Below are 21,791 nucleotides of genomic sequence, written 5' to 3'. Positions count from 1 at the left end.
CATCGAGAACGTTCACATCGCGCCGGTCGTGGGCCCCGAGATCGAGTCCGGACACATCCGGATCGAGGGGGACCGGATCGTCTCGCTGGGCGCCGGGCCCGCGCCCGAGGGCGACGGCGACCGGATCGACGGCACCGGCTGCCTGGCCACGCCCGGCCTGGTCAACACTCACCACCACCTCTACCAGTGGGCCTCCCAGGGCCTCGCCCAGGACGCGACGCTGTTCGAGTGGCTGGTGGCGCTCTACCAGGTGTGGGCCGCGATGGACGCCGAGGTGGTGCACGGCGCGGCCTCGGCCGGCCTCGGCTGGCTGGCGCTGTCGGGCTGCACGACCTCCTCCGACCACCACTACGTCTTCCCGACGGGCCGCGGCGACCTGTTCGCCGCCGAGGTGGAGGCGGCCCGCGAGATCGGCCTCAGGTTCCACCCCGCGCGCGGCTCGATGGACAGGGGCAAGTCGCAGGGCGGCCTGCCGCCGGACGTCGTGGTCGAGAAGCTCGACGACATCCTCACCGCCACGCAGGAGGCGATCGACACCTACCACGATCCTTCCTTCTCCTCGAAGCTGCGCGTCGCGGTGGCGCCCTGCTCGCCGTTCTCCGTCAGCGCCGAGCTGATGACCGAGTCCGCCTCGCAGGCCAGGGCCGCCGGCGTGCGCCTGCACACGCACCTGGCCGAGACGCTGGACGAGGACGAGCACTGCGTGGAGCAGTTCGGCATGCGGCCCGTCGACTACATGGAGAAGCTCGGCTGGCTCGGGCCCGACGTGTGGTTCGCGCACGCCGTCCACCTGAGCGACGGCGACATCGACAAGTTCGCGGCCACGGGCACCGGCTCGGCGCACTGCCCGTCCTCCAACGGGCGGCTGGGCGCGGGCATCGCCAGGGTGTCGGAGATGCTGGCGCGCGGCGCGAACGTCGGCCTCGGCGTCGACGGCAACGCCTCCTCCGAGCTCACCACGATGGCGGGGGAGATGCGGCAGGCGCTGCTGTTCCAGCGCGCCCGCTACGGCCCCACCGCCCTCACCGCCAGGCAGGCGCTGGAGATCGCCACGCTCGGCGGGGCGCGCAACCTGGGCAGGCAGGACGAGCTCGGCTCGATCGAGGTGGGCAAGCTCGCCGATCTCGCGCTGTGGCGGGTGGACGGGGCCTTCGGCTCGGCCGTCGCCGATCCCGTGTGCCAGCTGGTGTTCGGGACCAGCCAGCCGCCGCTGGCCAGGCTCCTGGTCGGCGGCGAGACGGTCGTCGAGGACGACGAACTGCGCACGGTCTCGCAGGACGCCGTGGGCAGGGCGGGCGCCGACGCCCGCGACCGCCTGCTGCGCACGGCGGAGGAGCTGGGATTCAGCGCCGCGAAGGAGGTTCATTCATGAGGGGAACACCCGAGCTCATCACGGTGCGCGGGGCGGGAGGTGTCGGCGAGAGCCCGTTGCGCCCCGACGGCACCCTGAAGGTGACAGGAGAGTTCGCCTACGCCTCCGACCTCTGGATCGACGGGATGCTGTGGGGCGCCACGCTGCGCAGCCCGCATCCCAGGGCGCGCATCCTCGCCATCGACATCGGGGAGGCGCTCGCCCAGCCGGGCGTGCACGCCGTCCTCACCCACGAGGACGTGCCAGGGCGCAAGCACTACGGGCTCGACCACACGTGGGACCAGCCGGTGCTGGCCATCGGCGAGGTTCGCCACCAGGGCGAGCCGATCGCGCTGGTCGCCGCCGACCACCCCGAGACGGCCCGCAGGGCGCTGAAGAAGATCGCGATCGAGTGGGAGGTGCTGGAGCCGCTGACCGACGCCCGCCGCGCCGCCTTCGACCGGTCCTACCCGCAGGTGCAGGAGCGGCCGAACCCGGCCAGGCACCAGCCCGTCCGCATGGGCGACGTGGAGGAGGCCAAGCGGCTGGCCGAGGTCGTGGTCAGCGGCACCTTCGAGGTCGGCATCCAGGACCAGGCCTTCCTCGGGCCCGAGTCGGGGCTGGCCGTACCCGCCGAGGACGGCGGCGTGGACCTCTACGTGGCCACCCAGTGGATGCACAACGACCTCAAGCAGATCGGTCCATGCCTCGGCCTGCCCGAGGAGAAGATCAGGATGACGCTCTCGGGCGTCGGCGGCGCCTTCGGCGGGCGCGAGGACCTGTCGATGCAGATCCACGCGGCGATGCTGGCCATGCGCACCGGCCGGCCGGTGAAGATGGTCTACGACCGGCACGAGTCGTTCTTCGGGCACGTGCACCGGCATCCGGCCGAGATGCGCTACGAGTACGGCGCGCTGAAGACCGGCGAGATCCTCTACGCCGACGTCGAGATCCTGCTCGACGGCGGGGCCTACACCTCGGCGACGCTCAACGTGGTCGGCAACGCCGCCTCGCTCGGCGTCGGCCCCTACGCGATCCCGAACATCAGCATCGACGCCTACGGCGTCTACACCAACAACCCGCCGTGCGGGGCGATGCGCGGTTTCGGCGCGGTGCAGGCGTGCTTCGCCTACGAGTCGATGATGGACAAGGTGGCCGCCGCATGCGGGCTCGACCCCGTGACGGTCCGCCAGATCAACGCCGCCTCCCAGGGCACCAAGCTCGCCACGGGACAGGTGCTGTGGGCGCCGCTGCCGATGGCCGAGATGCTGGAGCAGGCCCGCACGCTGCCCCTGCCCGCCCCGCTGGACGCCTCCGACATCAGGAACCTGCCCGGTGGCGCGTCGCAGACCACCCACGGCGAGGGCGTACGGCGCGGCGTCGGCTACGGCGTCGGCCTCAAGAACATCTGCTTCTCCGAGGGGTACGACGACTACTCCACCGCCAGGGTCCGCCTGGAGGTCATCGGGGGAGAGGCCACCGCGCTGGTCCACACCGCGGCGGCCGAGGTCGGCCAGGGACTGGTCACCGTCGAGGCCCAGATCGCTCGCACCGAGCTGGGCATCGAGCGCGTGGTCATCCACCCCGCCGACAACCAGGTGGGAGACGCGGGGTCGAGCTCGGCCTCCCGTCAGACCTACATGACGGGCGGCGCGGTCAAGGCGGCCTGCGAGGCCGTCAGGGAGCAGCTGTTCGAGCGCCTCGACCACGACGACCTGTCGCTCGTCGGCGGGAAGATCGTCTCCGCCTCGGCGGGGGTGATCGCCTCGATCGAGGAGGTCCTCGGCGACGACGTCATCGAGGAGACGCGCGAATACCACCACGAGCCGACCACCGGCATGGACAAGGTGACCGGGCAGGGTGACTCGCACACCCAGCTCGCGCTGTGCGTCCACCGCGCGGTCGTGGACGTCGACGTCGAGCTCGGCCTGGTGAAGGTCGTCGAGCTCGCGGCGGTGCAGGACGTCGGGCGGATCATCAACAGGCTCTCGCTGGAGGGCCAGATCCACGGCGGCAGCGCGCAGGGGCTCGGCCTGGCCGTGATGGAGGAGATCGTGGTGCGTGACGGCGTGGTGCGCAACCCGTCGTTCACCGACTACCTCATCCCCACCATCCAGGACATGCCGCCGATGCGGCTGGAGATCCTCGAGAACGCCGACCCGCGCGCGCCGTACGGGCTGCGCGGGGCGGGAGAGCCACCCACGCTCTCCTCCACGCCCGCGATCGTCGCGGCCATCCGCGACGCCACGGGCCTGGCACTGACCAGGGTGCCGGTACGGCCGGAGCACATCACCGGCGAGTAAGGGACACGTACACACCCCCCGCGACGGGTCGTCATGCCCCGCCGTAGGTCGACCACGCCCTGAGGAGGGCCCGACCATGACCCAGCTGAAGCCCAGACCCACCGCCGGAGACTTCTTCGACCTGGCGGGCAGGGGAAGCACGGTGGGCAGGGAGGTGCGCGGCGGCATCACGACGTTCGTTGCGGTCGCCTACATCATCCTGCTCATCCCGATCATCCTGAGCGGCGCCAAGGACGTGACGGGCGCCCAGATGAGCATCCCGCAGCTCACCACCGCCGTGACGCTGTCGGCGGCGCTGACCACGATCCTCATGGGCCTGGTGGGCAACGCGCCCTTCGCCCTCGCCTCGGGCCTCGGGGTCGCGCCCGTCGTGGCCTTCCAGGCCGCCCCCTACATGACCTGGGCGCAGGCCATGGGCCTGGTCGTGCTGGAGGGCGTGGTCATCGTGATCTTCGCGCTGACCGGGATCAGGCAGCTCATCATGGACGCCATCCCGGCCCCCATCAAACACGCCATCGGGGTCGGGATCGGCATGTTCATCGCGCTGATCGGCCTGGTGGACGCCGGGTTCGTCGGCAAGGGGGCGGGCACCCCCGTGACCCTCGGCGTCGGCGGGCACCTGGCGGGCTGGCCGATCGTGGTCTTCTGCGCCGGCCTGCTGCTCACCTTCGCGCTGTTCGTCAGGAAGGTGCCGGGGGCGCTGCTCATCGGCATCGTCGCGGCGACCGTCCTGGCCGTCGTGATCAACGCGGTGGTCCCCGGGCTGAAGTGGGGCGTCGTGACGCCCGAGATGCCCTCCCAGATCATCGCGACACCCGACTTCGGGCTGCTGTTCGGCGTGGACCTGTTCGGCGGGTTCGCCTCCGCCGGGTTCCTCACCGCGACCGTGGTGCTGTTCACGCTCGTCCTCTCGGGCTTCTTCGACGCGATGGGCACCATCCTGGGCGTCGGCGAGGAGGCGGGCATGACCGACTCCGACGGCCGCATCCAGGGCATCGGCAAGATCCTGACCATCGACGGTCTCGGCGCGGTCATCGGCGGCGGCACCGGGGCCTCGGCGAACACCGTGGTCGTCGAGTCGGCCGCCGGAGTCGGGGAGGGCGCTCGCACCGGCCTCGCCAGCCTGGTCACCGGAGGGCTGTTCGCCGCCGCGATGTTCCTCACCCCGCTGGCGGCCGTCGTGCCCGCCCAGGCCGCGGCACCCGCGCTGGTGCTGGTGGGCGCGCTGATGATGACCGCGGTCCGCAAGATCGAGTGGGACTCGCTGGACCTGGCGATCCCCGCCTTCCTGACGATCTCGCTGATGCCGTTCACCTACTCCATCACCAACGGGGTGGGGGCCGGCGTCATCGCGTACACGGTGATCAAGGCGGCGCGGGGCCGCCTGTACGAGATCCACTGGCTGCTCTGGGTGATCAGCGCGATCTTCGTCGCGTACTTCGGCATCGGCTTCATCGAGGGTCTGATCAGCTGATGTTCGACCTTCTGGAGGAGCTGGCGGCCTGGGCCGCCGCAGGCAGGCGGTTCGCCGTCGCCTCCGTCGTCTCGACCACCGGCAGCGCCCCCCGCCAGGCGGGCGCGGCGCTGGCGGTGTCGGAGGACGGCGAGGCCATCGGCAGCGTGTCGGGCGGGTGCGTCGAGGGCGCGGTCTACGAGCTGTGCCTGGAGGTGCTCTCGACCGGCGTGCCCGTGCGCCAGACCTTCGGCTACAGCGACGACGACGCGTTCGCGGTGGGCCTGACCTGCGGCGGCATCATCGAGGTGCTGGTGTGGCCGGGCCTGCGCCTCCTCCAGTCGGTACGGCCGGGCGAGCCCGTGGCGCTCGCCAGGAGGCTCGGGCCCGCGGCGGGCGCCGTGCTCGTGTGGCCCGACCGGCACGAGGGCACCATGGGCGATGCCGGCCTGGACGCGGTCGTCGTGGCCGAGACCAGGGCGATGCTCGAGGCGGGCACGACCGGATTGCGGGAGATCTGCGACGTCGAGCTGTTCGTCGAGTCGCACGCCCCTCCGCCGCGGATGCTGATCTTCGGCGCCATCGACTTCGCGGCGGCGCTCACGAAGGCGGGGCGGCTGCTCGGCTACCACGTCACCGTGTGCGACGCCCGCCCGGTCTTCGCCACCCGCCGCCGCTTCCCCGACGCCCACGAGGTGGTCGTGGAGTGGCCGCACCGCTACCTGTCGCGCACCGAGGTGGACTCCCGCACGGTCGTCGCGGTCCTCACCCACGACGCGAAGTTCGACGTGCCCCTGCTGGAGGTGGCGCTTCGGACGAACGCGGGGTACGTGGGGGCGATGGGCTCCCGCCGTACGCACGAGGACAGGACGCGGCGGCTGCGCGAGGCGGGGCTAACGGAGGAGGAACTGGGCAGGCTCCGCTCGCCCATCGGCCTGGACCTCGGCGCCCGCACACCTGAGGAGACGGCCGTGTCGATCGTCGCGGAGATCATCGCGACCCGGCGAGGGGCCGGCGGGCGCCCGCTGTCGGAGACGGACGGCCCCATCCACCGCTCGCTGGCCATCCAGCGGAGCTAGGAGACCCGGAACCGGTCCGCGAAGGACGTGATCGTCGCCTGCCTGGCGACTGGGTGCCGCCGCCTGCCTGGCGACGGCACCCAGTGGCGAAGTGCGCCGTGCCTCGGTTGGAGCTGCCCGGCGACGGCGCCCCGTGGCGAGGTGCGCCGTCACCTCTGGTGGAGCCGAGCGTCTCGCCGCCACCCGTCTCTGCGCCTGCCCCGGGTCTCGGGGCCTGTCTCGGGGGCGCCTGCCTCGTCGCCCGTCTGCCGCCGGTCTGGCTCATCCCCTGAGGACGTCGGCCGGAGAGCGGCGCGGTGCTAGCGGAGCGAGCGTTCGAGGGGTGTGCGGAAGCGAGGTGTCACCGTCACCCCGTCGAGCCATCGCATGAGCGCGGCGGCCTCGCGTTCGATCGCCGCGCCCGCCTCGGCGCCCACGTCCTCGAGCAGCCGCCACACCACCTCGCCGTCGGCGCGCTGCCCCCAGCCGCCCACCACCGCGCCGTTCCACCAGACCGTGGGTCCGACGTTGCCCGACCGGTCGAACAGCTCGGCCCGGTGCGCCTGCGGAAGGTACCAGTCGCGCCCCTGCCAGCCCATCGGCGTCGGGTCGAGCGCGGGCAGCAGCGCCGCCCACGGCTCGGCGGGCGGCACGGGCTCCACGTCGTCGGGCAGCACGTAGCCGGGAGCGCTCTCCTCCAGCTCGACCGGCACCGCGTCCACCGCCTGGAGGGCCTTGCGCACGTCGCCGAGGGTCCAGCCGGTCCACCACTTCAGGTCGGCCTCGGTGCCGGGCCCGTAGGCGGCCAGCCACCTGCGCACCAGCTCGGCCTGCGCCTCGCGGACCGTCAGCACCGGCATCTCGGGGGCGAGCGCCCACCGGTGCTGGCCGCTGATCCACGAGCCCGAGGGACGGCCCTGCCTGACGATCAGGCCCTCGGCCGCCATCAGGAACAACAGCCTGCTGCCCACCCCCTGCTTGGCCTCGTACGGCTTGCCCGGCGCGTAGACGATCTGCGCCCGCAGGCCGGGGACCAGCTCCCCGAGGGCCGCCGCGGTCAGCTCGCCGTGCTCGCGCAGCGCCTCGAGCACCTCGCCCTCGACCCTGGAGATCCACTGCGCGTCGAAGCCCGCGCCGTCCATGAAGTGCTGGGTGAGCTGCTTGCGCTCGCGCACGGCGACGGCGAGCGCGCTGGAGTGGTGGATGACGGGGGCCAGATCGCGGGGCACCACGAAGATCGTGCGGCGCATGCCGGTCATCCTGACGAGCGTCCTGTCCTCGTAGAGCGCCCGCTCGACCGGCTGGGGGCCGGCTGAGGCCGTACGCGCGCCCGCCGACAGGAAGACCGTGGCGGGGTCGGTGCCGTGCAGCGCCACGACGGACTCGACGGCCGCCTCCACGCTGCCGGCGCGGGCGGCCAGAGCATGGCGCAGGCCCAGCCTGGCACGCCGTTCGGCCATGGTGATCATCCTGGGCCTGCTCACCGGCGACCGCCCGAGGGACGCCGGGTGACGGGGCGCGGGAAGGCAGGGGGCGAGCTCACAGGGCGAGGGTAGCCGCCGGTACCGACAGAATCAGTTTGGACCAACGCACAACAGGGCCCGCCGGTCGGCTCGGCAGCTTCGGACTTCCTGCCGGTAGACCCGGCGGGCGGCGGCTGTGTCTACTGGGTGGCACACCAGGTACCGCGCTGCCTCTGGCAGACCTACGGGCCTCTCCGACGAGAGGAGCCTGCGATGGCCCTGATGTTCCTCAACGGCGGCGCGATGCGAGGCGGGCCGCTGCACCACCTCCTCGGCGGTGCGCCGCTCCTGGCCGAGACGGAGACCGCGCCGAAGTATCGCTTCTACTCCGTCGGCGGGCGCTGCCCGGCGCTGGCGCCCGTCGCCCACGGCGGCGCGGCCATCGCGGGCGAGCTCTACGACCTCGACCTCGACCTCCTGCGGGACAGCCTGCTGCCCGCCGAGCCGCCCGAGCTGGAGCTCGGCGTGATCGAGCTGGCAGACGGCGGTTCGTCGCTGGCGATGCTGCTGCGCAGGCCGGTCACCTCGCACGTGCCGCTGATCGACATCACCGCGCAAGGAAGGTGGGTCTCGTGAGATTCGACGTGAACTGCTCGATCCTGTTCACCCAGCTCCCGCTGCTCGAACGCCCGGCCGCGGCCAAGGCCGCCGGGTTCGACGCGGTGGAGTTCTGGTGGCCGTTCGACACGGCCGTGCCCGGCGACAAGGAGGTGGACGCCTTCGTCGGTGCGATCACGGACGCGGGTGTCCGGCTCGTCGGCCTGAACTTCGTCGACGACATCCCAGAAGGCGGGCGAGGGCTCGTCGGACGCCCCGGCGACGTGCGGAGGTTCAGGGACAACCTCGACGTCGCGGTGGGCATCGCGGGACGGCTCGGCTGCCGGGCGCTCAACGCTCTCTACGGCAACAACGGCGAGCCCGAGCCGGCGCTGGAGAACCTCGCGCTCGCGGCGCGCAAGGCCGCCACGATCGACGCGGTCGTGCTGGTGGAGGCGCTCAACGTCTACGAGTCGCCGTCCTATCCGCTGGTGTCGGTCAAGGCCGCCACCGACGTGATCGAGGCGGTGGGCGAGCCCAACGTGCGCTTCCTGTGCGACCTGTACCACCTGGCCCGGATGGGCGAGGACCTGGCCGCCGCGCTCGCGCACCCGCTGACGGGACACGTGCAGATCGCCGACAACCCCGGGCGCGGACGTCCGGGGACCGGCTCTCTGCCGCTGGCCGAGCTGCTGGACGGCTACGACGGGTGGGTGGGTCTGGAGTACAAGGACCCCGCGCCGGAATTCGACTGGATCAAGGAGTTTGTTACGTGAGGATTGGTTTCATCGGGCTCGGGATCATGGGGCTGCCCATGGCGGAGCACCTGGTCAAGGCGGGGCACGAGGTCGTCGGCTACGACGTGGTCGAAAGGCCCTTCCCCACCGCGGCGAGCGTCGCGGAGGCGGTGCGAGAGGCGGACGTCGTCATCACGATGCTGCCCGCCGACCCGCAGGTGGAAGCCGTGTTCCCGGAGATCACGGCCAACACCCCCCAGGACGCGCTCTACATCGACTTCTCCACGATCACCCCCCAGACCTCCCGCAGGCTGGCCGCCCAGTGGAAGCGGACGCTCGACGCGCCCGTCTCGGGTGGCGAGAAGGGGGCGATCGACGGAGTCCTCTCCATCATGGTCGGCGGCTCCGAGGCCGACTTCGAGGCGGCCAAGCCGATCTTCGAGGCGGTCGGCAGGACCTTCAAGCTCGTCGGGGGGCCGGGCTCGGGGCAGTTCGTCAAGGCCGCCAACCAGCTGGTCGTCGGCGGCACCTACGCCCTCGTGGCCGAGGCCATCGTGCTGATGGAGGCCGCGGGGGTGGACGCCGCCGCCGGGCTCGACGTGCTCGCCGGAGGGCTGGCCGCCAGCAGGATCCTCGACCTCAAGAGGGAGTCGATGCTGGCCAGGAGCTTCCAGCCGGGCTTCCGCATCGACCTGCACCACAAGGACATGGGCATCATCCTCGACGCCGCTCGCACCGCCGAGGTCGCGCTGCCCATGTCCGCGCTCACCGCACAGCTCGTCGCGGCCGCCCGCGCCCAGGGGCACGGCTCGCTCGACCACTCGGCGCTCCTGCTGGTGATCGAAGGGCTCTCCGCCAACGAAAGGGTCAGCCGATGAAGATGCCAGCGATGAACGCGGTCGTTGAGGTCCTCAAGTCCGAGGGCGTCGACGTCGCCTTCGGCTGTCCGGGGGCCGCCATCCTGCCGCTGTACAAGGCGATGGAGGAGCTCGGCGGCATCGAGCACCTCGTCGTCAGGCACGAGGAGGGCGCCACCCACATGGCCGACGGCTGGGCCCGCACCAACGGCAGGGTCGGCCTGGCGATCGGGACCAGCGGCCCGGCCGGCACCAACATGATCACCGGCCTCTACACCGCCTTCGCCGACTCGATCCCGATCATCTGCGTCACGGGCCAGGCCGCCTCCACCAAACTGCACCAGGAGGCCTTCCAGGCGGTCGACATCGTGGAGATCGCCAAGCCGGTCACCAAGTGGGCCGTGCAGGTGAAGGAGGCGGCGCAGGCCCCCTGGATCTTTCGCGAGGCGTTCAGGATCGCCAGGAGCGGCCGTCCGGGCCCCGTCCTCATCGACATCCCCGTCGACATCGCCAAGCAGGTCATCGAGTACGACCCCTCGATCGACGTGCCGCTGCCGGTGGCCGCGGTCGAGCCGCACCTGCCGCGCGTCGAGCGCGCGCTCGACCTGCTCCTGGCCGCCGAGCGGCCGCTGCTGCTGTCGGGCGGCGGCGTCGTCATCGCCGACGCCTCGGCCGAACTGGTCGAGCTGGCCGAGCTGCTGCAGGTTCCGGTGCAGGTCACGCTCATGGGCAAGGGCTCCATCGACGAGAACCACCCGCTGTTCTCCGGGATGACGGGCATCCAGACCTCCCAGAGGTACGGCAACGCCTCCTTCCTCGAGTCGGACCTCGTCCTGGCCCTCGGCGCCCGCTTCGGCGACCGCCACACCGGCACGCTCGACGTCTACCGGGGCGAGCGCACCTTCATCCACGTCGACATCGAGCCCACCCAGCTCGGCCGGGTCTTCGAGCCCGACCTCGGCATCGTCTCCGACACCAAGCTGTTCCTGCGGGCGATGCTGGACCTGGCCAAGGCCCGCGGCATCAACCGGGAGCCCGGAGCGTGGCCGGCCCGCGTGGCGGAGCTGCGCAGGACGCTCACCAGGCGCGAGGACTTCGACGACATACCGGTCAAGGCGCCCCGCGTCTACAAGGAGATCAACGACTTCTTCGACGAGGACACCTACTTCGTCACCGCCATCGGGCTTTACCAGATCTGGGGCGGGCAGCACCAGAAGGCCTTCAAGCCGCGCCGCTACCAGGTGTGCGGGCAGGCCGGGCCGCTCGGCTGGGAGATCCCGGCCGCGATCGGCGTCAAGAAGGCCGTGCCCGACGCGCAGGTCGTCGGGGTGGTGGGCGACTACGGCTTCCAGTACCTGGTCGAGGAGCTGGCCGTCGCCGCGCAGTATGACGTGCCGTTCGTGCTGATCATGCTCAACAACGAGTATCTGGGACTGATCAGGCAGGCGTCGCTGCCGTACGAGATGAACTACCAGGTGGACATCCACTTCGACGAGTACGGCACCGACAACGTCAAGATCATGGAGGCGTACGGCTGCGCGGGCGTCCGCGTCTTCGACCCCGCCGAGATCCGTCCCTCGCTGGAGTGGGCGACCAAGGAGGCGGCGCGCACGTCGCGGCCGGTGCTCGTGGAGGTCATGATCGAGCGCGAGGCCAACACCCCGCACGGGCTGTCCATCAACGCGGTACGCGAGTTCGAACCGCTTCCAGCCGAGGTGTGATGATGGGTCATCGCAGGCACGCCCTCCTGCCCGCTCGCACCGGGCAGGAAGGCGTGTCCGCCCATTCTTCATCATCGGCTGGGGAGTTTCGCAGTGGTTGAACATGTTCTTGTCGCCCCGGACAAGTTCAAGGGGTCGTTGTCCGCGGCCGAGGTCGCGGGCAGGGTGTCGGCGGGCCTCGGCGTCCCGACGGTCGAGCTGCCCGTCGCCGACGGTGGCGACGGCACCGTGGACGCTGCTGTGGCCTGCGGGTTCACCCGCGTCACGCGGGAGGTGACGGGCCCGACGGGGGAGCCCGTCGCGGCCTCCTACGCCTGGCTCGACGAGTCGCGCACCGCCGTCGTCGAACTGGCCGAGGCGTCGGGCCTGCGCCGCCTTCCCGGCGGCCCCGAGCCGCTGACCGCCACCAGCCACGGCACGGGCGAGCTCATCGCCGACGCCGTACGGCGCGGCGCCCGCCGCGTCGTCCTCGGCCTCGGCGGCAGCGCCTCCACCGACGGCGGCGCGGGCATGGTCCAGGCGCTCGGCGCGCGGTTGCTGAACTCCGCCGGCGAGGAGCTGGGCAGGGGAGGGGCGGCGCTGCGCGAGCTCGCCAAGATCGATATTTCCGGATTTATCGACATCTCAGGGGTCGAGGTGGTCGTCGCGAGTGACGTCGACAACCCGCTGCTCGGCCCGCACGGCGCCGCCGCCGTCTACGGCCCCCAGAAGGGCGCGACCCCCGAGGACGTCGCCCTCCTCGACGCCGCGCTCGGCCGCCTCGCCGCCGTCGCCACCCAGACCCACGGCCTGCTGGGCGCCGTCGAGCACGACGGCACCCCGCGCCCCATGGGCGTGGCCGGAGCCCCGGGCGCGGGCGCGGCGGGCGGAGTGGGCTTCGCCGCTCTCGCCTTCCTGCACGCCGACATCCGCCCCGGCATCGAGTACCTGCTCGACCTGCTCGGATTCGACGAGCACGTCAAGGGGGCGCGCCTGGTCGTGACCGGCGAGGGCTCGCTCGACGAGCAGTCGCTGCGCGGCAAGGCCCCCGTCGGCGTCGCCCAGGCCGCCGGCAGGGCGGGCGTCCCCGTGGTCGCCGTCTGCGGGCGGCGCACGCTGTCGGACGAGGCGCTGCGCGCGGCGGGCATCGAGGCCGCCTACGCCCTCACCGACCTCGAACCCGACCCCGAACGCTGCATGGCCGAGGCCGGGCCGCTGCTCGAACGCCTCGCCGCCCGCGTCGCCGCAGACCGCCTCTGACCATCGTGGGAAGGCAGGAGATGACCGAGTACGACCTCGTGGTCAGGTCCCGCAGGGCCGTCACTCCCGACGGCGAGCGTCCCGCGGCGGTCGCCGTCAGGGACGGCAGGATCGCCGCGCTGCACCCCTACGCCGCCACGCTCGACGCCGCGCAGGACACCGACCTCGGCGACCTGGCCCTGCTGCCCGGCCTGGTCGACACCCACGTGCACGTCAACGAGCCGGGCCGGACGCACTGGGAGGGCTTCGCCTCGGCCACCCGCGCGGCCGCGGCGGGCGGCGTCACGACGATCGTCGACATGCCGCTCAACTCCCTGCCGCCCACCGTCGACGTGGACGCCCTCGACGCCAAGCAGGCGGCCGCGCGCGGCCAGTGCCACGTGGACGTCGGCTTCTGGGGCGGCGCGATTCCCGGCAACCTCGCCGACCTGCGCCCGCTGCACGAGCGCGGCGTCCACGGGTTCAAGTGCTTCCTGTCCCCCTCGGGCGTGGACGAGTTCCCGCCGCTCACCCCGGACGAGGTACGGCAGGCGCTCAAGGTCATCGCCGAGTTCGACGGGCTGATGGTCGTCCACGCGGAGGACCCCACGCTGCTGGCCGACCCCACGGGCCCGACCTATCCGGAGTTCCTCGAGTCGCGGCCGGGCGCGGCCGAGCGCCGCGCGGTCGAGCAGGTGATCGAGCTGGCCAGGGAGACCGGCGCCCGCGTCCACGTCCTGCACGTCTCCAGCGCCGACTGCCTGGAGCCCCTCGCCGCCGCCCAGCGCGAGGGGGTGCGCGTCTCCGCCGAGACCTGCCCCCACTACCTCACGCTCACCGCCGAGCAGGTGCCCGACGGCGACACCGCCTTCAAGTGCTGCCCGCCCATCCGCTCGGCGGCCAACCGCGACCTCCTCTGGGCGGGCCTGGCGAACGGCGTGCTGAGCTGCGTCGTCTCCGACCACTCGCCCTCGCCGTCCGACCTCAAGGTCCCCGACTTCGCCGTCGCGTGGGGCGGCATCGCCTCGCTCCAGCTCGGCCTGCCGGCGATCTGGACCGAGGCGTCGGGCCGGGGCCACGGCCTCGCCGACGTCGTGCGCTGGATGTCGGCCAACCCCGCCGCGCTGGCCGGGATCCCGCGCAAGGGCGGCCTGCGCCCCGGCAACGACGCCGACCTGGTGGCCTTCGATCCCGGCGCCGACCACCCCGTCGACGCGGCGGGCCTGCACCACAAGAACCCCGTCACGCCCTACCACGGCCGCCTGCTCAAGGGCGTCGTGCGCACCACCTGGCTGCGCGGCGCGCCCGTCGACCTCGCCGCCCCACCGCGCGGCGCCTTCCTCTGACAGGAGAGCACACCGAATGCCCAGCTTCACCACCCTTCCCGATCTGTCCCTCCGCACCCTCGGCGGGTCGGTCGTCGCCGCCAACGACGAGTCCTTCGCCGAGAAGGAGAGCCTGATCAGGCCGGGCCGTCCCGGCTTCCAGGCCGAGACGTTCGGCAACAAGGGACAGGTCTACGACGGCTGGGAGACCCGCCGCCGCCGCGAGCCAGGCCACGACTGGGCGATCGTCCGGCTCGGCATGCCCGGCGTCATCCGCGGCGTCGTGATCGACACCGCCTGGTTCAAGGGCAACTACCCGCCCCACGCCTCGGTCGAGGCCTGCGCGGTCGAGGGCCACCCGAGCGTCGCCGAGCTGGAGGCGGCCGAGTGGGTGGAGATCGTGCCGAAGAGCGATCTCAAGGGCGACGCCGAGCACCACTTCGAGGTCGCCGACGAGGGCCGCTACACCCACGTCAGGCTCAACATGTTCCCCGACGGCGGCATCGCCCGCCTGCGCGTGCACGGCGAGGTGCGCCCCGACCTGTCGGTCTACGAAGGGCTCGGCCTCGACCTGGCCGCGCTGGCCAACGGCGCGGTGGTCACCTCCTGCTCCAACGAGTTCTACTCCGCGCCCAACAACGCGCTGGCCCCCGGGCTGGCCAGGCACCAGGCGGAGGGCTGGGAGACCGCGCGCCGCCGCGACGGTGGCAACGACTGGCTGGTGATCCGCCTGGCCGCGCTCGGGGTGATCAAGCTGATCGAGCTCGACACCACGAACCTGCTGTACAACGCGCCCGGCGCGGTCTCGCTGCGGGCCAGCGCGGACGGTGAGACGTGGTTCGAGCTGCTGCCCAGGACTCGCCTCCAGCCCGACACCCCGCACCGCTTCCGTGTGGACGACGACCGGCCCGCGGCGTACGTCCGCGTCGACATCTACCCCGACGGCGGTCTGGCCCGCATCCGCCTGTTCGGCACCCTCGCCTAGGGGGAGCGTCCGCCCAGGCGTCCACACCGCCGGGCGTCCACGGGGCTCACGGGCCGAGCGCGGCGCTCGCGGTGTTCGGCCCGCTCGGGGTGCTCTGTGCGCTCGCGACGGGAGCGGGTACGGGCGGGGCGGCGGGTTCCGCCGAGGCACAGGCGGAGGCCGCCAGCAGGACCGCGACCGCCGGGAAGAGTCTCACACCCGTACTACCGCGCCGGGCGCTGTCACGTTCCGAACGGTCAGCGCCAGATCGTCACCATGGTGTTCGGGGGCCGCTCCTCGCCGCCGCGCGGGCTCTGGAAGCGCACCTGCGCCCCGTTCGAGATGTTGCGCACCCTCACCTTGTAGCCCTGCTGCTGCAGCTCTGTCGTGGCGTCCTGCACGCTCTTGAACACCACGTTGGGGACGATCCTGAACTCCGCCTGGTCCTCGGCCTCGTGGTTGCCGTTGTTCCTGCCGAACCAGTCGCTCCAGCCGCCGCCGCAACGCGACACCGTGACGCTGGTCATCGTGCCGGGATCGACCTCGGCCTTGGCCCTGGGGTTCTGCGCGATGACCGTGCACGGCTCGGCGTCGTCGTCGACCTCGTTGACCTGCACCTGGAAGCCCTGCTCGGTCAGGAACTGGGCGGCCTCGTCCTTGGACATGCCGCTGACGTCGGGCATCACCAGGCCCGCGCTGAGCACCAGGTTGACGCTGGTGCCCTCCTTGACCTTGTCGCCGATGCTCGGCCTGGTCTGCGTCACGAGACCGCGCTGCACCTTCGGGTTGGCGACCTTGGTCACCTTGCCCAGCTCCAGGCCCGCCTCGGAGAGCTTGACCGCTGCGTCGTTCTGGTCGAGGCCCTCGACGTTGGGCACGGTCACGCGCTTGGCCCCGAGCGACGGCACGATCGTGATCGTCGCGCCCGCCTCCACCTCGGTCCGGCCCACCGGGTCGGTGCTCAGCACCTTGCCCTCGCCGACCTTCTCGTCGTACTGGCCCTCGGCCACCTTCACGACGAACCCGTTCTTGACGGCCTCGTTCTTGGCGATCGTGACGTTCTTGCCGACCAGCTCCGGCACGAAGACGTACTGGTTCTGCGCGAAGTACCAGCCGGTCAGGCCGACGGCCACCACCATCAGCGCGGCCAGCGTCACCAGGAACCAGTTGGGCCTGAAGCCGCCCCTGCGCGGCGGCTCCGACTGCCCCGCGGGCGCCGTCAGCACCTCGGTGCGCGGCGCCACCAGCGTCGGGTTGGCGGGAGCGACACGGGCGCGCTGATGCTCGCCCGAGGGCGCGAAGTGCTGGCCCGTGCTGTACGGCGGGCTCGACTCCCTCGGCAGCATCCGGTGCGCGTCGACCGCGGCCACCAGCATCGCCGTGGCGTCGGCGGGACGGTCGTCCGGCTCGCGCGCGGTGGCCTGCGCCACCAGCGTGTCGATCAGCGGCGGCGCCTCCACCAGCGACGAGGGCGGCGGCACCGTGTCGTGGACGTGCCGGTAGGCGACCGACATCGGCGTCTCGCCGTCGTACGGCTGCCGCCCCGTGACCAGCTCGAACAGCATGATGCCCGCGGCGTAGACGTCGCTGCGGACGTCCGCCCCGCCGGTCATGACCTGCTCGGGCGACATGTACCCGATCGTGCCGATCATCACGCCGGTGCGCGTCTGGTTGGTCGCCTCGATCGCCCTGGCCAGGCCGAAGTCGACGACCTTGACCCGGCCGTCGTCGGTGAGCAGGACGTTCTCGGGCTTCATGTCGCGGTGCACCATGCCCTGCTGGTGGGCGGCGCCGAGCGCGGCCAGCACCGGGATCATGATCTCCAGCGCCTCGCGGGCGGGCAGCCGGCCCCGCGCCCGCAGCACGTCGCGCAGCGTCTTGCCGGGCACGTACTCCATCGACAGGTACACCACGTCGCCGTCGGTGCCCTGGTCGAAGACGTGCACCACGTTGGGGTGCGACAGGCTGGCCACCGACTTGGCCTCGCCGATGAACCTGCGCACGAACGCGGGGTCCTCCGCGAGGGAGCGGTGCATCACCTTGAGCGCGACCGTGCGGTCGAGCCTGATGTCGAGTGCCAGGTAGACCGTCGCCATCCCGCCCCGGGCGATCCGGGACTCGATGCGATAGCGCCCGTCGAGGAGTCTCCCGACCAGGGGGTCCGCAATCGTCGTGTCCACCCGGCCGAGTTTACGGGCGATTTGCCACCGGCAGGGCCGGACAATCCGAAACCGATGCCCGTTTGTTCCATGATCTTGAACGGCGAGCCGCGCCGGGCAAGCGAGCTCGCGTCCCAGGAGGTCTCCCCATGAACGACGGCCCCTTCAGGCAGCCCTCTCTTGGCGCATCACGGGGTCATCGGCGAGGAGGCCTCCGCGTAGCGCCGCCTCGGGATCCGCCCGGCCTGGCGGGCCAGCCGTCCGGCCTGGACGGCCGCGCGCATCGCCGCGGCCATCAGGTCGGGCCGCTGCGCCCTGGTCACGGCCGTGGCCAGGAGCACGGCGTCGCAGCCGAGCTCCATCGCCAGCGCCGCGTCGCTCGCCGTGCCGATGCCCGCGTCGAGGATCACCGGCACCGAGGCTGACTCGACGATCAGCTCGATGTTGTGCGGGTTGCGGATGCCGAGCCCCGAGCCGATCGGCGCGCCGAGCGGCATCACCGCCGCGCACCCCGCCTGCTCCAGACGGCGGGCCAGCGCCGGATCGTCCCCGATGTACGGCAGGACCACGAACCCCTCGGCCACCAGGCGCTCGGCCGCGTCGAAGGTCTCGATCGGGTCGGGCAGCAGGGTCCGCTCGTCGTTGATGACCTCGAGCTTGACCCATTCGGTGCCCAGCGCCTCACGGGCCAGCCTGGCGGTCAGCACTGCCTCGCCCGCCGTGAAGCAGCCCGCGGTGTTGGGCAGCACCTTGATCTGGCGGGCCCGCAGCACGTCGAGCACCGAGCCGCGCGCGGCGGGGTCGAGGCGGCGCATCGCGACCGTGGTCAGCTCGGTGCCGGAGGCGGCCAGCGCCTGGTCGAGCACCTCCAGCGAGGGCGCGCCCCCGGTGCCCATGATGAGCCGCGAGGAGAACTTCTCGCCCGCGATGATCAGTTCATCCACCCTGCACCGCCGTGAGAATCTCGATCCTGTCGCGGTCGGCCAGCGCCGTGGTCGCCCACGTGCCCCTGGTGACCACCTCGTCGTTGAGCGCGACGGCGACGCCCGTGGTCTGCTCCGTCAGCCGCTGGACGGCCTGCGCCACCGTGGTGCCGTCCGGCACCTCGTGCGCGGCCCCGTTGATCGTCACTTGCATCGGCACTTCCTTGTTCAGAACCGCTGTGGCGAGCACAGGGCGGCCAGTTCGGGCTCCTCGCCCTCGAGGAGCGCGGGGGTGAGTGGAGCCAGCAGCACGCCGCCCCTGTGGTGTCCCGTGGCCAGGGCGAGCCCCCGGCGGTAAGGGCCGATCAGCGGCACGTTGTCGGGGGTGCACGGGCGCAGCCCCGCCACCACGTCGCCGAGTTCGAGCTCGGTGACGCCGGGCACCAGCTCCCTGGCGTCGCGCAGCAGCTCGTACAGGCCGCCCGCGGTCACCCTGGTGTCGAAGCCCAGCTCCTCCTGGGTCGCGCCGACCACCACCTCGCCGTCGCCGCGCGGCACGAGGTACACGGGCGAGCCGTGCACCATGCCGCGCACGCACCTGCCGAGCAGCGGGTAGGGGGAGCGCAGGCGCATGATCTGGCCCTTCACCGGCCGCACGGGCACGTCGGCGAGCTCGCCGCTCCACGCGCCCGCGGCCAGGACGACCCGCTCGCCGGTCAGGACCTCGCCGTCGGCCAGCCGTACCGCGCCGTCGAGCAGGCCGGTGGCGCGGCGCCGTACGAGGGGGACCGCCATCGCCTCCAGCGCGGCCAGCAGGGCCGCGGTGACGCGACGGGGATCCACCCACGCGTCGCCGCCCGCCAGCACCCCGCCCCGCACGGACGGCGAGAGCATCGGCTCCAGGCGGCGGCACTCGCGCCCCGTCAGGCGCTCGACCGGCAGCCCCAGCTTGTCCATGAAAGCGGCCAGCTCCTCCAGCGCGGCCAGGTCGTCGGCGCCGAAGGCCACGTCCAGCGTGCCGTGGGCGCGGTAGTCGACGGACAGGCCGCTGTCGGCCTCCAGCTCCGCGGCGAAGGCCGGCCAGCGCTCCAGCGCGGCCAGGCCCAGCCTGAGCAGCGGTTCCTCGGTGTAGGCGACCTCGCTGACGGGGGCCAGCATGCCCGCGGCGGCATGGGAGGCGCCCGAGGCGGGGGCCGGGTCGATCACCGTGACGGCCTGGCCGGCCCTGGCGAGCCGCCAGGCGACGGACAGGCCCACCACGCCGCCGCCCACGATCAGGTCCATCTCGCTCCCTTCGCCGGCATGATCCGGATCAGGTGTCTTGCGGTCGAAGGCCCGTCGAAGCCTTCCTCTCAGCCCGGTGTGGCCGGACTCCCGCGCGTCTTCCACCGTCCAGCCTACTCACGCCGAACGTCACCCTTGAACCATTGGTTATGGTCTTGACCGTGAACCATGTCGTGGTGGTAGGTGCGGGACTGGCAGGGGTACGCAGCGCCGAGGCTCTCAGAGCACGCGGATTCGGCGGCACGATCACGTTGATCGGGGAGGAGCGGCACCGGCCCTACGACCGTCCGCCCCTGTCGAAGGCGGTGCTCCTCGGCGACGCCGACTCCAGCTTCGTCGACTCCGATCTGGAGGGCATGGAGGTCGAGCACCGGGCGGGGGTGTCGGCCAAGGGCCTGGCCGAGGGCGTGGTGGAGACCACCGAGGGCGAGATGGCCTACGACGGCCTGGTCATCGCCACCGGAGCCGAGCCGATCAGGCTGCCGGGCGAGGGCCGCCAGCACGTCCTGCGCACCCTCGACGACGCGCTGGCCCTGCGCGCCGAGCTCGTCCCGGGGGCCCGAGTAGTGATCATCGGGGCGGGCTGGATCGGCGCCGAGGTGGCCACGGCCGCCAGGAAGGCGGGCTGCGCGGTCACGGTGCTGGAGGCGGGCGCCGCCCCGCTCGCGCACGTGGTCGGCGCGGAGGTGGGCGCCGAGACCATCCGCTGGTACGAAGGCATCGACCTGCGGCTGAACACCATGGTCGGCTCCGTGGACCCCGGCGGCGTGAGCCTGGTCGGCGGCGGGAGCATCGAGGCCGACGTGGTCGTGACCGGCATCGGCGTGCGGCCCACGATCGAGTGGCTGGCCGGCTCCGACATCGACCTGCACAACGGCGTCGTCGCCGACGAGCACCTGCGCACCTCCCTGCCGAACGTGGTCGCCGTCGGCGACTGCGCGGCCTGGTGGTCGCGCCGCTTCCACACCAGGCTGCGGGTGGAGCACTGGGACACCGCGCTCAACGCCCCCGAGGTGGCCGTGGCCAGCCTGCTGGGCGACGAGGCCGTGTACGATCCCGTCCCGTACTTCTGGTCGGAGCAGTTCGGTCACATGGTGCAGTACGCGGGTCACCACGCGGGCGCCCGCCTGGTGCGCCGCGGCGATCCGGCGGCCGCCGCGCCGGTGAGCAGGTGGTCGGTCTGCTGGCTGACCGACGACGACCGGCTGGCCGCCGTCCTGACCGTCAACAGGCCCCGCGACCTCGTCCAGGGCCGTAGGCTCATCGAGGCAGGCCAGCGCCTCGATCCGGGGCGCCTGGCCGATCCCGAGGTGGCTCTCCGTGATTGTGTTGTTTGAGCAAGGACGCGATGTGGTAGTGGTGGATTCGTGACGCTTTCTGTTGCACAGATAGACCGGGAGACCGACCAGCTCGTCGGCGAGTGGCTCACTCTCCCCGAAGTGGCCGCGCGCCTCGATCTGACGATCGGCAGGGCCAAGCAGCTCCTCAAGGACCACAAGCTCCTCGGCGTACGCCGAGGCGGCGGGGGGCCGCAGGTGCCCGCCGCCTTCCTCGAGGGCAAGGACGTGGTGAAGGGCCTGTCCGGCACGCTCACGCTCCTGCTCGACGCCGGCTACGACGACGTCGAGTCGTTGCGCTGGCTGTTCACGCCCGACGAGTCCCTGCCGGGCTCGCCCATCGACGCGATCAAGGCCGGTCGCCACACCGAGGTCAAGCGGCGTGCCCAAGCGCTCGGTTTCTGACGCCCGCCTCTACCTCTGCACCGACGGCCGTCGGTCCAGGGGTGACCTGGCCGACTTCCTCGACGCGGTGCTGGCCAACGGGGTCGACATCGTCCAGCTGAGGGAGAAGGGCCTGGAGGCGCGCGAGGAGCTCGCGCTGCTCGAGGTCTTCCGCGACGCCTGCGACCGGCACGGCGCGCTGCTGGCGGTCAACGACCGGGCCGACATCGCCTTCGCGGCCCGCCCTGACGTGCTCCACCTCGGCCAGGACGACCTGCCGGTGCGCGTCGCGCGAGACATCCTCGGCGACGACATCCTCATCGGCAGGTCCACGCACTCGGCGGCGGAGGCCTCGGCGGCCGCCGTGGAGGAGGGCGTCGACTACTTCTGCTGCGGCCCGATCTGGCCGACCCCGACCAAGCCGGGACGGCACGCGCCGGGGCCCGACCTGCTCAGGCACGCGACGGGGCTCGGCGAGGGCCGGCCGTGGTTCGGCATCGGCGGCATCGACCTCGACAACCTCGACGAGGTCAGGTCGTACGGCGTGAGCCGCGTCGTGGTCGTTCGCGCGATCACCGAGGCGGAGGACCCCGGCGCGGCGGCGGCCGAATTCGCCAAACGCCTGGCCCCCTGACGCGCCCCACCTGGCAGGCCGCC

Annotated in this window: 20 protein-coding genes and 1 riboswitch; of the genes, 14 read left to right on the top strand and 6 right to left on the bottom strand. The window is 72.2% G+C overall.

Annotated elements, in window-relative coordinates; translation table 11 throughout:
* Position 1: 1 nt before the first annotated feature.
* The 4 genes from H4W81_RS21320 to H4W81_RS21305 all read left to right on the top strand — a co-directional run bounded on the left by H4W81_RS21320 (position 2) and on the right by H4W81_RS21305 (position 6,186).
* Entirely contained in the window at positions 2 to 1,372 is a 1,371-nt protein-coding gene (locus H4W81_RS21320; protein WP_318782510.1) for an 8-oxoguanine deaminase, read from the top strand.
* A complete protein-coding gene (locus H4W81_RS21315; RefSeq protein ID WP_192776426.1) occupies positions 1,369 to 3,654 on the top strand; it encodes a xanthine dehydrogenase family protein molybdopterin-binding subunit in 2,286 nt (761 codons plus the stop codon). Before H4W81_RS21320 ends, H4W81_RS21315 begins: the two co-directional genes overlap by 4 nt.
* Positions 3,655 to 3,730: 76 nt before the next feature.
* Positions 3,731 to 5,128 carry an NCS2 family permease gene (locus tag H4W81_RS21310; protein ID WP_192776425.1) on the top strand — a complete coding sequence of 466 codons (1,398 nt, stop codon included), beginning with the start codon at positions 3,731 to 3,733 and terminating at the stop codon, positions 5,126 to 5,128.
* Entirely contained in the window at positions 5,128 to 6,186 is a 1,059-nt protein-coding gene (locus tag H4W81_RS21305) for an XdhC family protein (protein ID WP_192776424.1), read from the top strand. The genes H4W81_RS21310 and H4W81_RS21305 overlap by 1 nt, the downstream gene beginning before the upstream one ends.
* Before the next feature lie 299 nt (positions 6,187 to 6,485).
* Here the strand turns inward: H4W81_RS21305 and H4W81_RS21300 are convergent, their stop codons facing one another.
* Positions 6,486 to 7,625 carry a winged helix DNA-binding domain-containing protein gene (locus H4W81_RS21300; protein ID WP_225958724.1) on the bottom strand — a complete coding sequence of 380 codons (1,140 nt, stop codon included), beginning with the start codon at positions 7,623 to 7,625 and terminating at the stop codon, positions 6,486 to 6,488.
* A gap of 276 nt (positions 7,626 to 7,901) precedes the next feature.
* Here H4W81_RS21300 and H4W81_RS21295 point away from each other — a divergent pair, with 276 nt between their 5' ends.
* From H4W81_RS21295 to alc, 7 genes are all read left to right on the top strand, one after another.
* Positions 7,902 to 8,264, top strand: a complete 363-nt coding sequence (locus tag H4W81_RS21295) for an allophanate hydrolase-related protein (RefSeq protein ID WP_192776423.1) — start codon at positions 7,902 to 7,904, stop codon at positions 8,262 to 8,264.
* Positions 8,261 to 9,001, top strand: coding sequence for a hydroxypyruvate isomerase family protein (locus H4W81_RS21290; protein WP_318781865.1), 741 nt, complete (start codon positions 8,261 to 8,263; stop codon positions 8,999 to 9,001). The genes H4W81_RS21295 and H4W81_RS21290 overlap by 4 nt, the downstream gene beginning before the upstream one ends.
* On the top strand, positions 8,998 to 9,840 hold the full coding sequence (locus tag H4W81_RS21285; protein WP_192776421.1) for an NAD(P)-dependent oxidoreductase: 843 nt from the start codon (positions 8,998 to 9,000) through the stop codon (positions 9,838 to 9,840). The genes H4W81_RS21290 and H4W81_RS21285 overlap by 4 nt, the downstream gene beginning before the upstream one ends.
* 2 nt (positions 9,841 to 9,842) lie before the next feature.
* Positions 9,843 to 11,540 (top strand): glyoxylate carboligase, encoded by a 1,698-nt coding sequence (gcl, locus tag H4W81_RS21280; RefSeq protein ID WP_192780954.1) that lies wholly within the window; start codon positions 9,843 to 9,845, stop codon positions 11,538 to 11,540.
* 93 nt (positions 11,541 to 11,633) lie between these two features.
* Positions 11,634 to 12,779, top strand: a complete 1,146-nt coding sequence (locus H4W81_RS21275; protein ID WP_192776420.1) for a glycerate kinase — start codon at positions 11,634 to 11,636, stop codon at positions 12,777 to 12,779.
* 20 nt (positions 12,780 to 12,799) lie between these two features.
* Positions 12,800 to 14,104, top strand: coding sequence for an allantoinase AllB (gene allB, locus H4W81_RS21270; protein ID WP_192776419.1), 1,305 nt, complete (start codon positions 12,800 to 12,802; stop codon positions 14,102 to 14,104).
* 16 nt (positions 14,105 to 14,120) lie between these two features.
* On the top strand, positions 14,121 to 15,068 hold the full coding sequence (gene alc / locus H4W81_RS21265; protein ID WP_192776418.1) for an allantoicase: 948 nt from the start codon (positions 14,121 to 14,123) through the stop codon (positions 15,066 to 15,068).
* Between the two features lie 46 nt (positions 15,069 to 15,114).
* Here the strand turns inward: alc and H4W81_RS21260 are convergent, their stop codons facing one another.
* From H4W81_RS21260 to thiO, 5 genes are all read right to left on the bottom strand, one after another.
* Positions 15,115 to 15,264, bottom strand: a complete 150-nt coding sequence (locus H4W81_RS21260) for a hypothetical protein (protein ID WP_192776417.1) — start codon at positions 15,262 to 15,264, stop codon at positions 15,115 to 15,117.
* Between the two features lie 40 nt (positions 15,265 to 15,304).
* Positions 15,305 to 17,227 carry a Stk1 family PASTA domain-containing Ser/Thr kinase gene (gene pknB / locus H4W81_RS21255; RefSeq protein ID WP_192776416.1) on the bottom strand — a complete coding sequence of 641 codons (1,923 nt, stop codon included), beginning with the start codon at positions 17,225 to 17,227 and terminating at the stop codon, positions 15,305 to 15,307.
* Positions 17,228 to 17,394: 167 nt separating this feature from the next.
* Positions 17,395 to 18,150, bottom strand: coding sequence for a thiazole synthase (locus H4W81_RS21250; RefSeq protein WP_192776415.1), 756 nt, complete (start codon positions 18,148 to 18,150; stop codon positions 17,395 to 17,397).
* Complete coding sequence (gene thiS / locus H4W81_RS21245; RefSeq protein WP_192776414.1) at positions 18,143 to 18,343, bottom strand: sulfur carrier protein ThiS; 201 nt, start codon at positions 18,341 to 18,343, stop codon at positions 18,143 to 18,145. The genes H4W81_RS21250 and thiS overlap by 8 nt, the downstream gene beginning before the upstream one ends.
* Before the next feature lie 14 nt (positions 18,344 to 18,357).
* The gene (gene thiO, locus H4W81_RS21240; protein ID WP_192776413.1) at positions 18,358 to 19,413 is read right to left on the bottom strand and encodes a glycine oxidase ThiO; all 1,056 of its coding nucleotides are present in this window, start codon (positions 19,411 to 19,413) and stop codon (positions 18,358 to 18,360) included.
* A riboswitch (TPP riboswitch) is annotated at positions 19,402 to 19,517 on the bottom strand. (Overlaps the previous gene by 12 nt.)
* Before the next feature lie 57 nt (positions 19,518 to 19,574).
* On the opposite strand from thiO, the gene H4W81_RS21235 reads away from it, so the two are divergent.
* The 3 genes from H4W81_RS21235 to thiE are packed head-to-tail and all read left to right on the top strand — an operon-like array spanning position 19,575 to position 21,768.
* Positions 19,575 to 20,750 carry an NAD(P)/FAD-dependent oxidoreductase gene (locus H4W81_RS21235; protein WP_318781864.1) on the top strand — a complete coding sequence of 392 codons (1,176 nt, stop codon included), beginning with the start codon at positions 19,575 to 19,577 and terminating at the stop codon, positions 20,748 to 20,750.
* A 30-nt stretch (positions 20,751 to 20,780) separates the two neighbouring features.
* Complete coding sequence (locus H4W81_RS21230; RefSeq protein ID WP_192776411.1) at positions 20,781 to 21,155, top strand: Rv2175c family DNA-binding protein; 375 nt, start codon at positions 20,781 to 20,783, stop codon at positions 21,153 to 21,155.
* Positions 21,133 to 21,768, top strand: coding sequence for a thiamine phosphate synthase (thiE, locus tag H4W81_RS21225; protein ID WP_192776410.1), 636 nt, complete (start codon positions 21,133 to 21,135; stop codon positions 21,766 to 21,768). Before H4W81_RS21230 ends, thiE begins: the two co-directional genes overlap by 23 nt.
* The last annotated feature ends 23 nt before the right edge of the window (positions 21,769 to 21,791 follow it).

Source organism: Nonomuraea africana (assembly GCF_014873535.1).
In the GTDB taxonomy this organism is placed as follows: Bacteria; Actinomycetota; Actinomycetes; order Streptosporangiales; family Streptosporangiaceae; genus Nonomuraea; species Nonomuraea africana.
This window is presented reverse-complemented; position numbering and strand designations above follow the sequence as displayed.

Coding starts and splice junctions, on each gene's coding strand:
- gcl (WP_192780954.1), top strand. CDS start 9,843: ATGCCAGCGATGAACGCGGTCGTTGAGGTCCTCAAGTCCGAGGGCGTC.
- H4W81_RS21295 (WP_192776423.1), top strand. CDS start 7,902: ATGGCCCTGATGTTCCTCAACGGCGGCGCGATGCGAGGCGGGCCGCTG.
- H4W81_RS21310 (WP_192776425.1), top strand. CDS start 3,731: ATGACCCAGCTGAAGCCCAGACCCACCGCCGGAGACTTCTTCGACCTG.
- allB (WP_192776419.1), top strand. CDS start 12,800: ATGACCGAGTACGACCTCGTGGTCAGGTCCCGCAGGGCCGTCACTCCC.
- H4W81_RS21315 (WP_192776426.1), top strand. CDS start 1,369: ATGAGGGGAACACCCGAGCTCATCACGGTGCGCGGGGCGGGAGGTGTC.
- H4W81_RS21305 (WP_192776424.1), top strand. CDS start 5,128: ATGTTCGACCTTCTGGAGGAGCTGGCGGCCTGGGCCGCCGCAGGCAGG.
- H4W81_RS21300 (WP_225958724.1), bottom strand. CDS start 7,625: ATGGCCGAACGGCGTGCCAGGCTGGGCCTGCGCCATGCTCTGGCCGCC.
- thiO (WP_192776413.1), bottom strand. CDS start 19,413: ATGGACCTGATCGTGGGCGGCGGCGTGGTGGGCCTGTCCGTCGCCTGG.
- thiS (WP_192776414.1), bottom strand. CDS start 18,343: ATGCAAGTGACGATCAACGGGGCCGCGCACGAGGTGCCGGACGGCACC.
- alc (WP_192776418.1), top strand. CDS start 14,121: ATGCCCAGCTTCACCACCCTTCCCGATCTGTCCCTCCGCACCCTCGGC.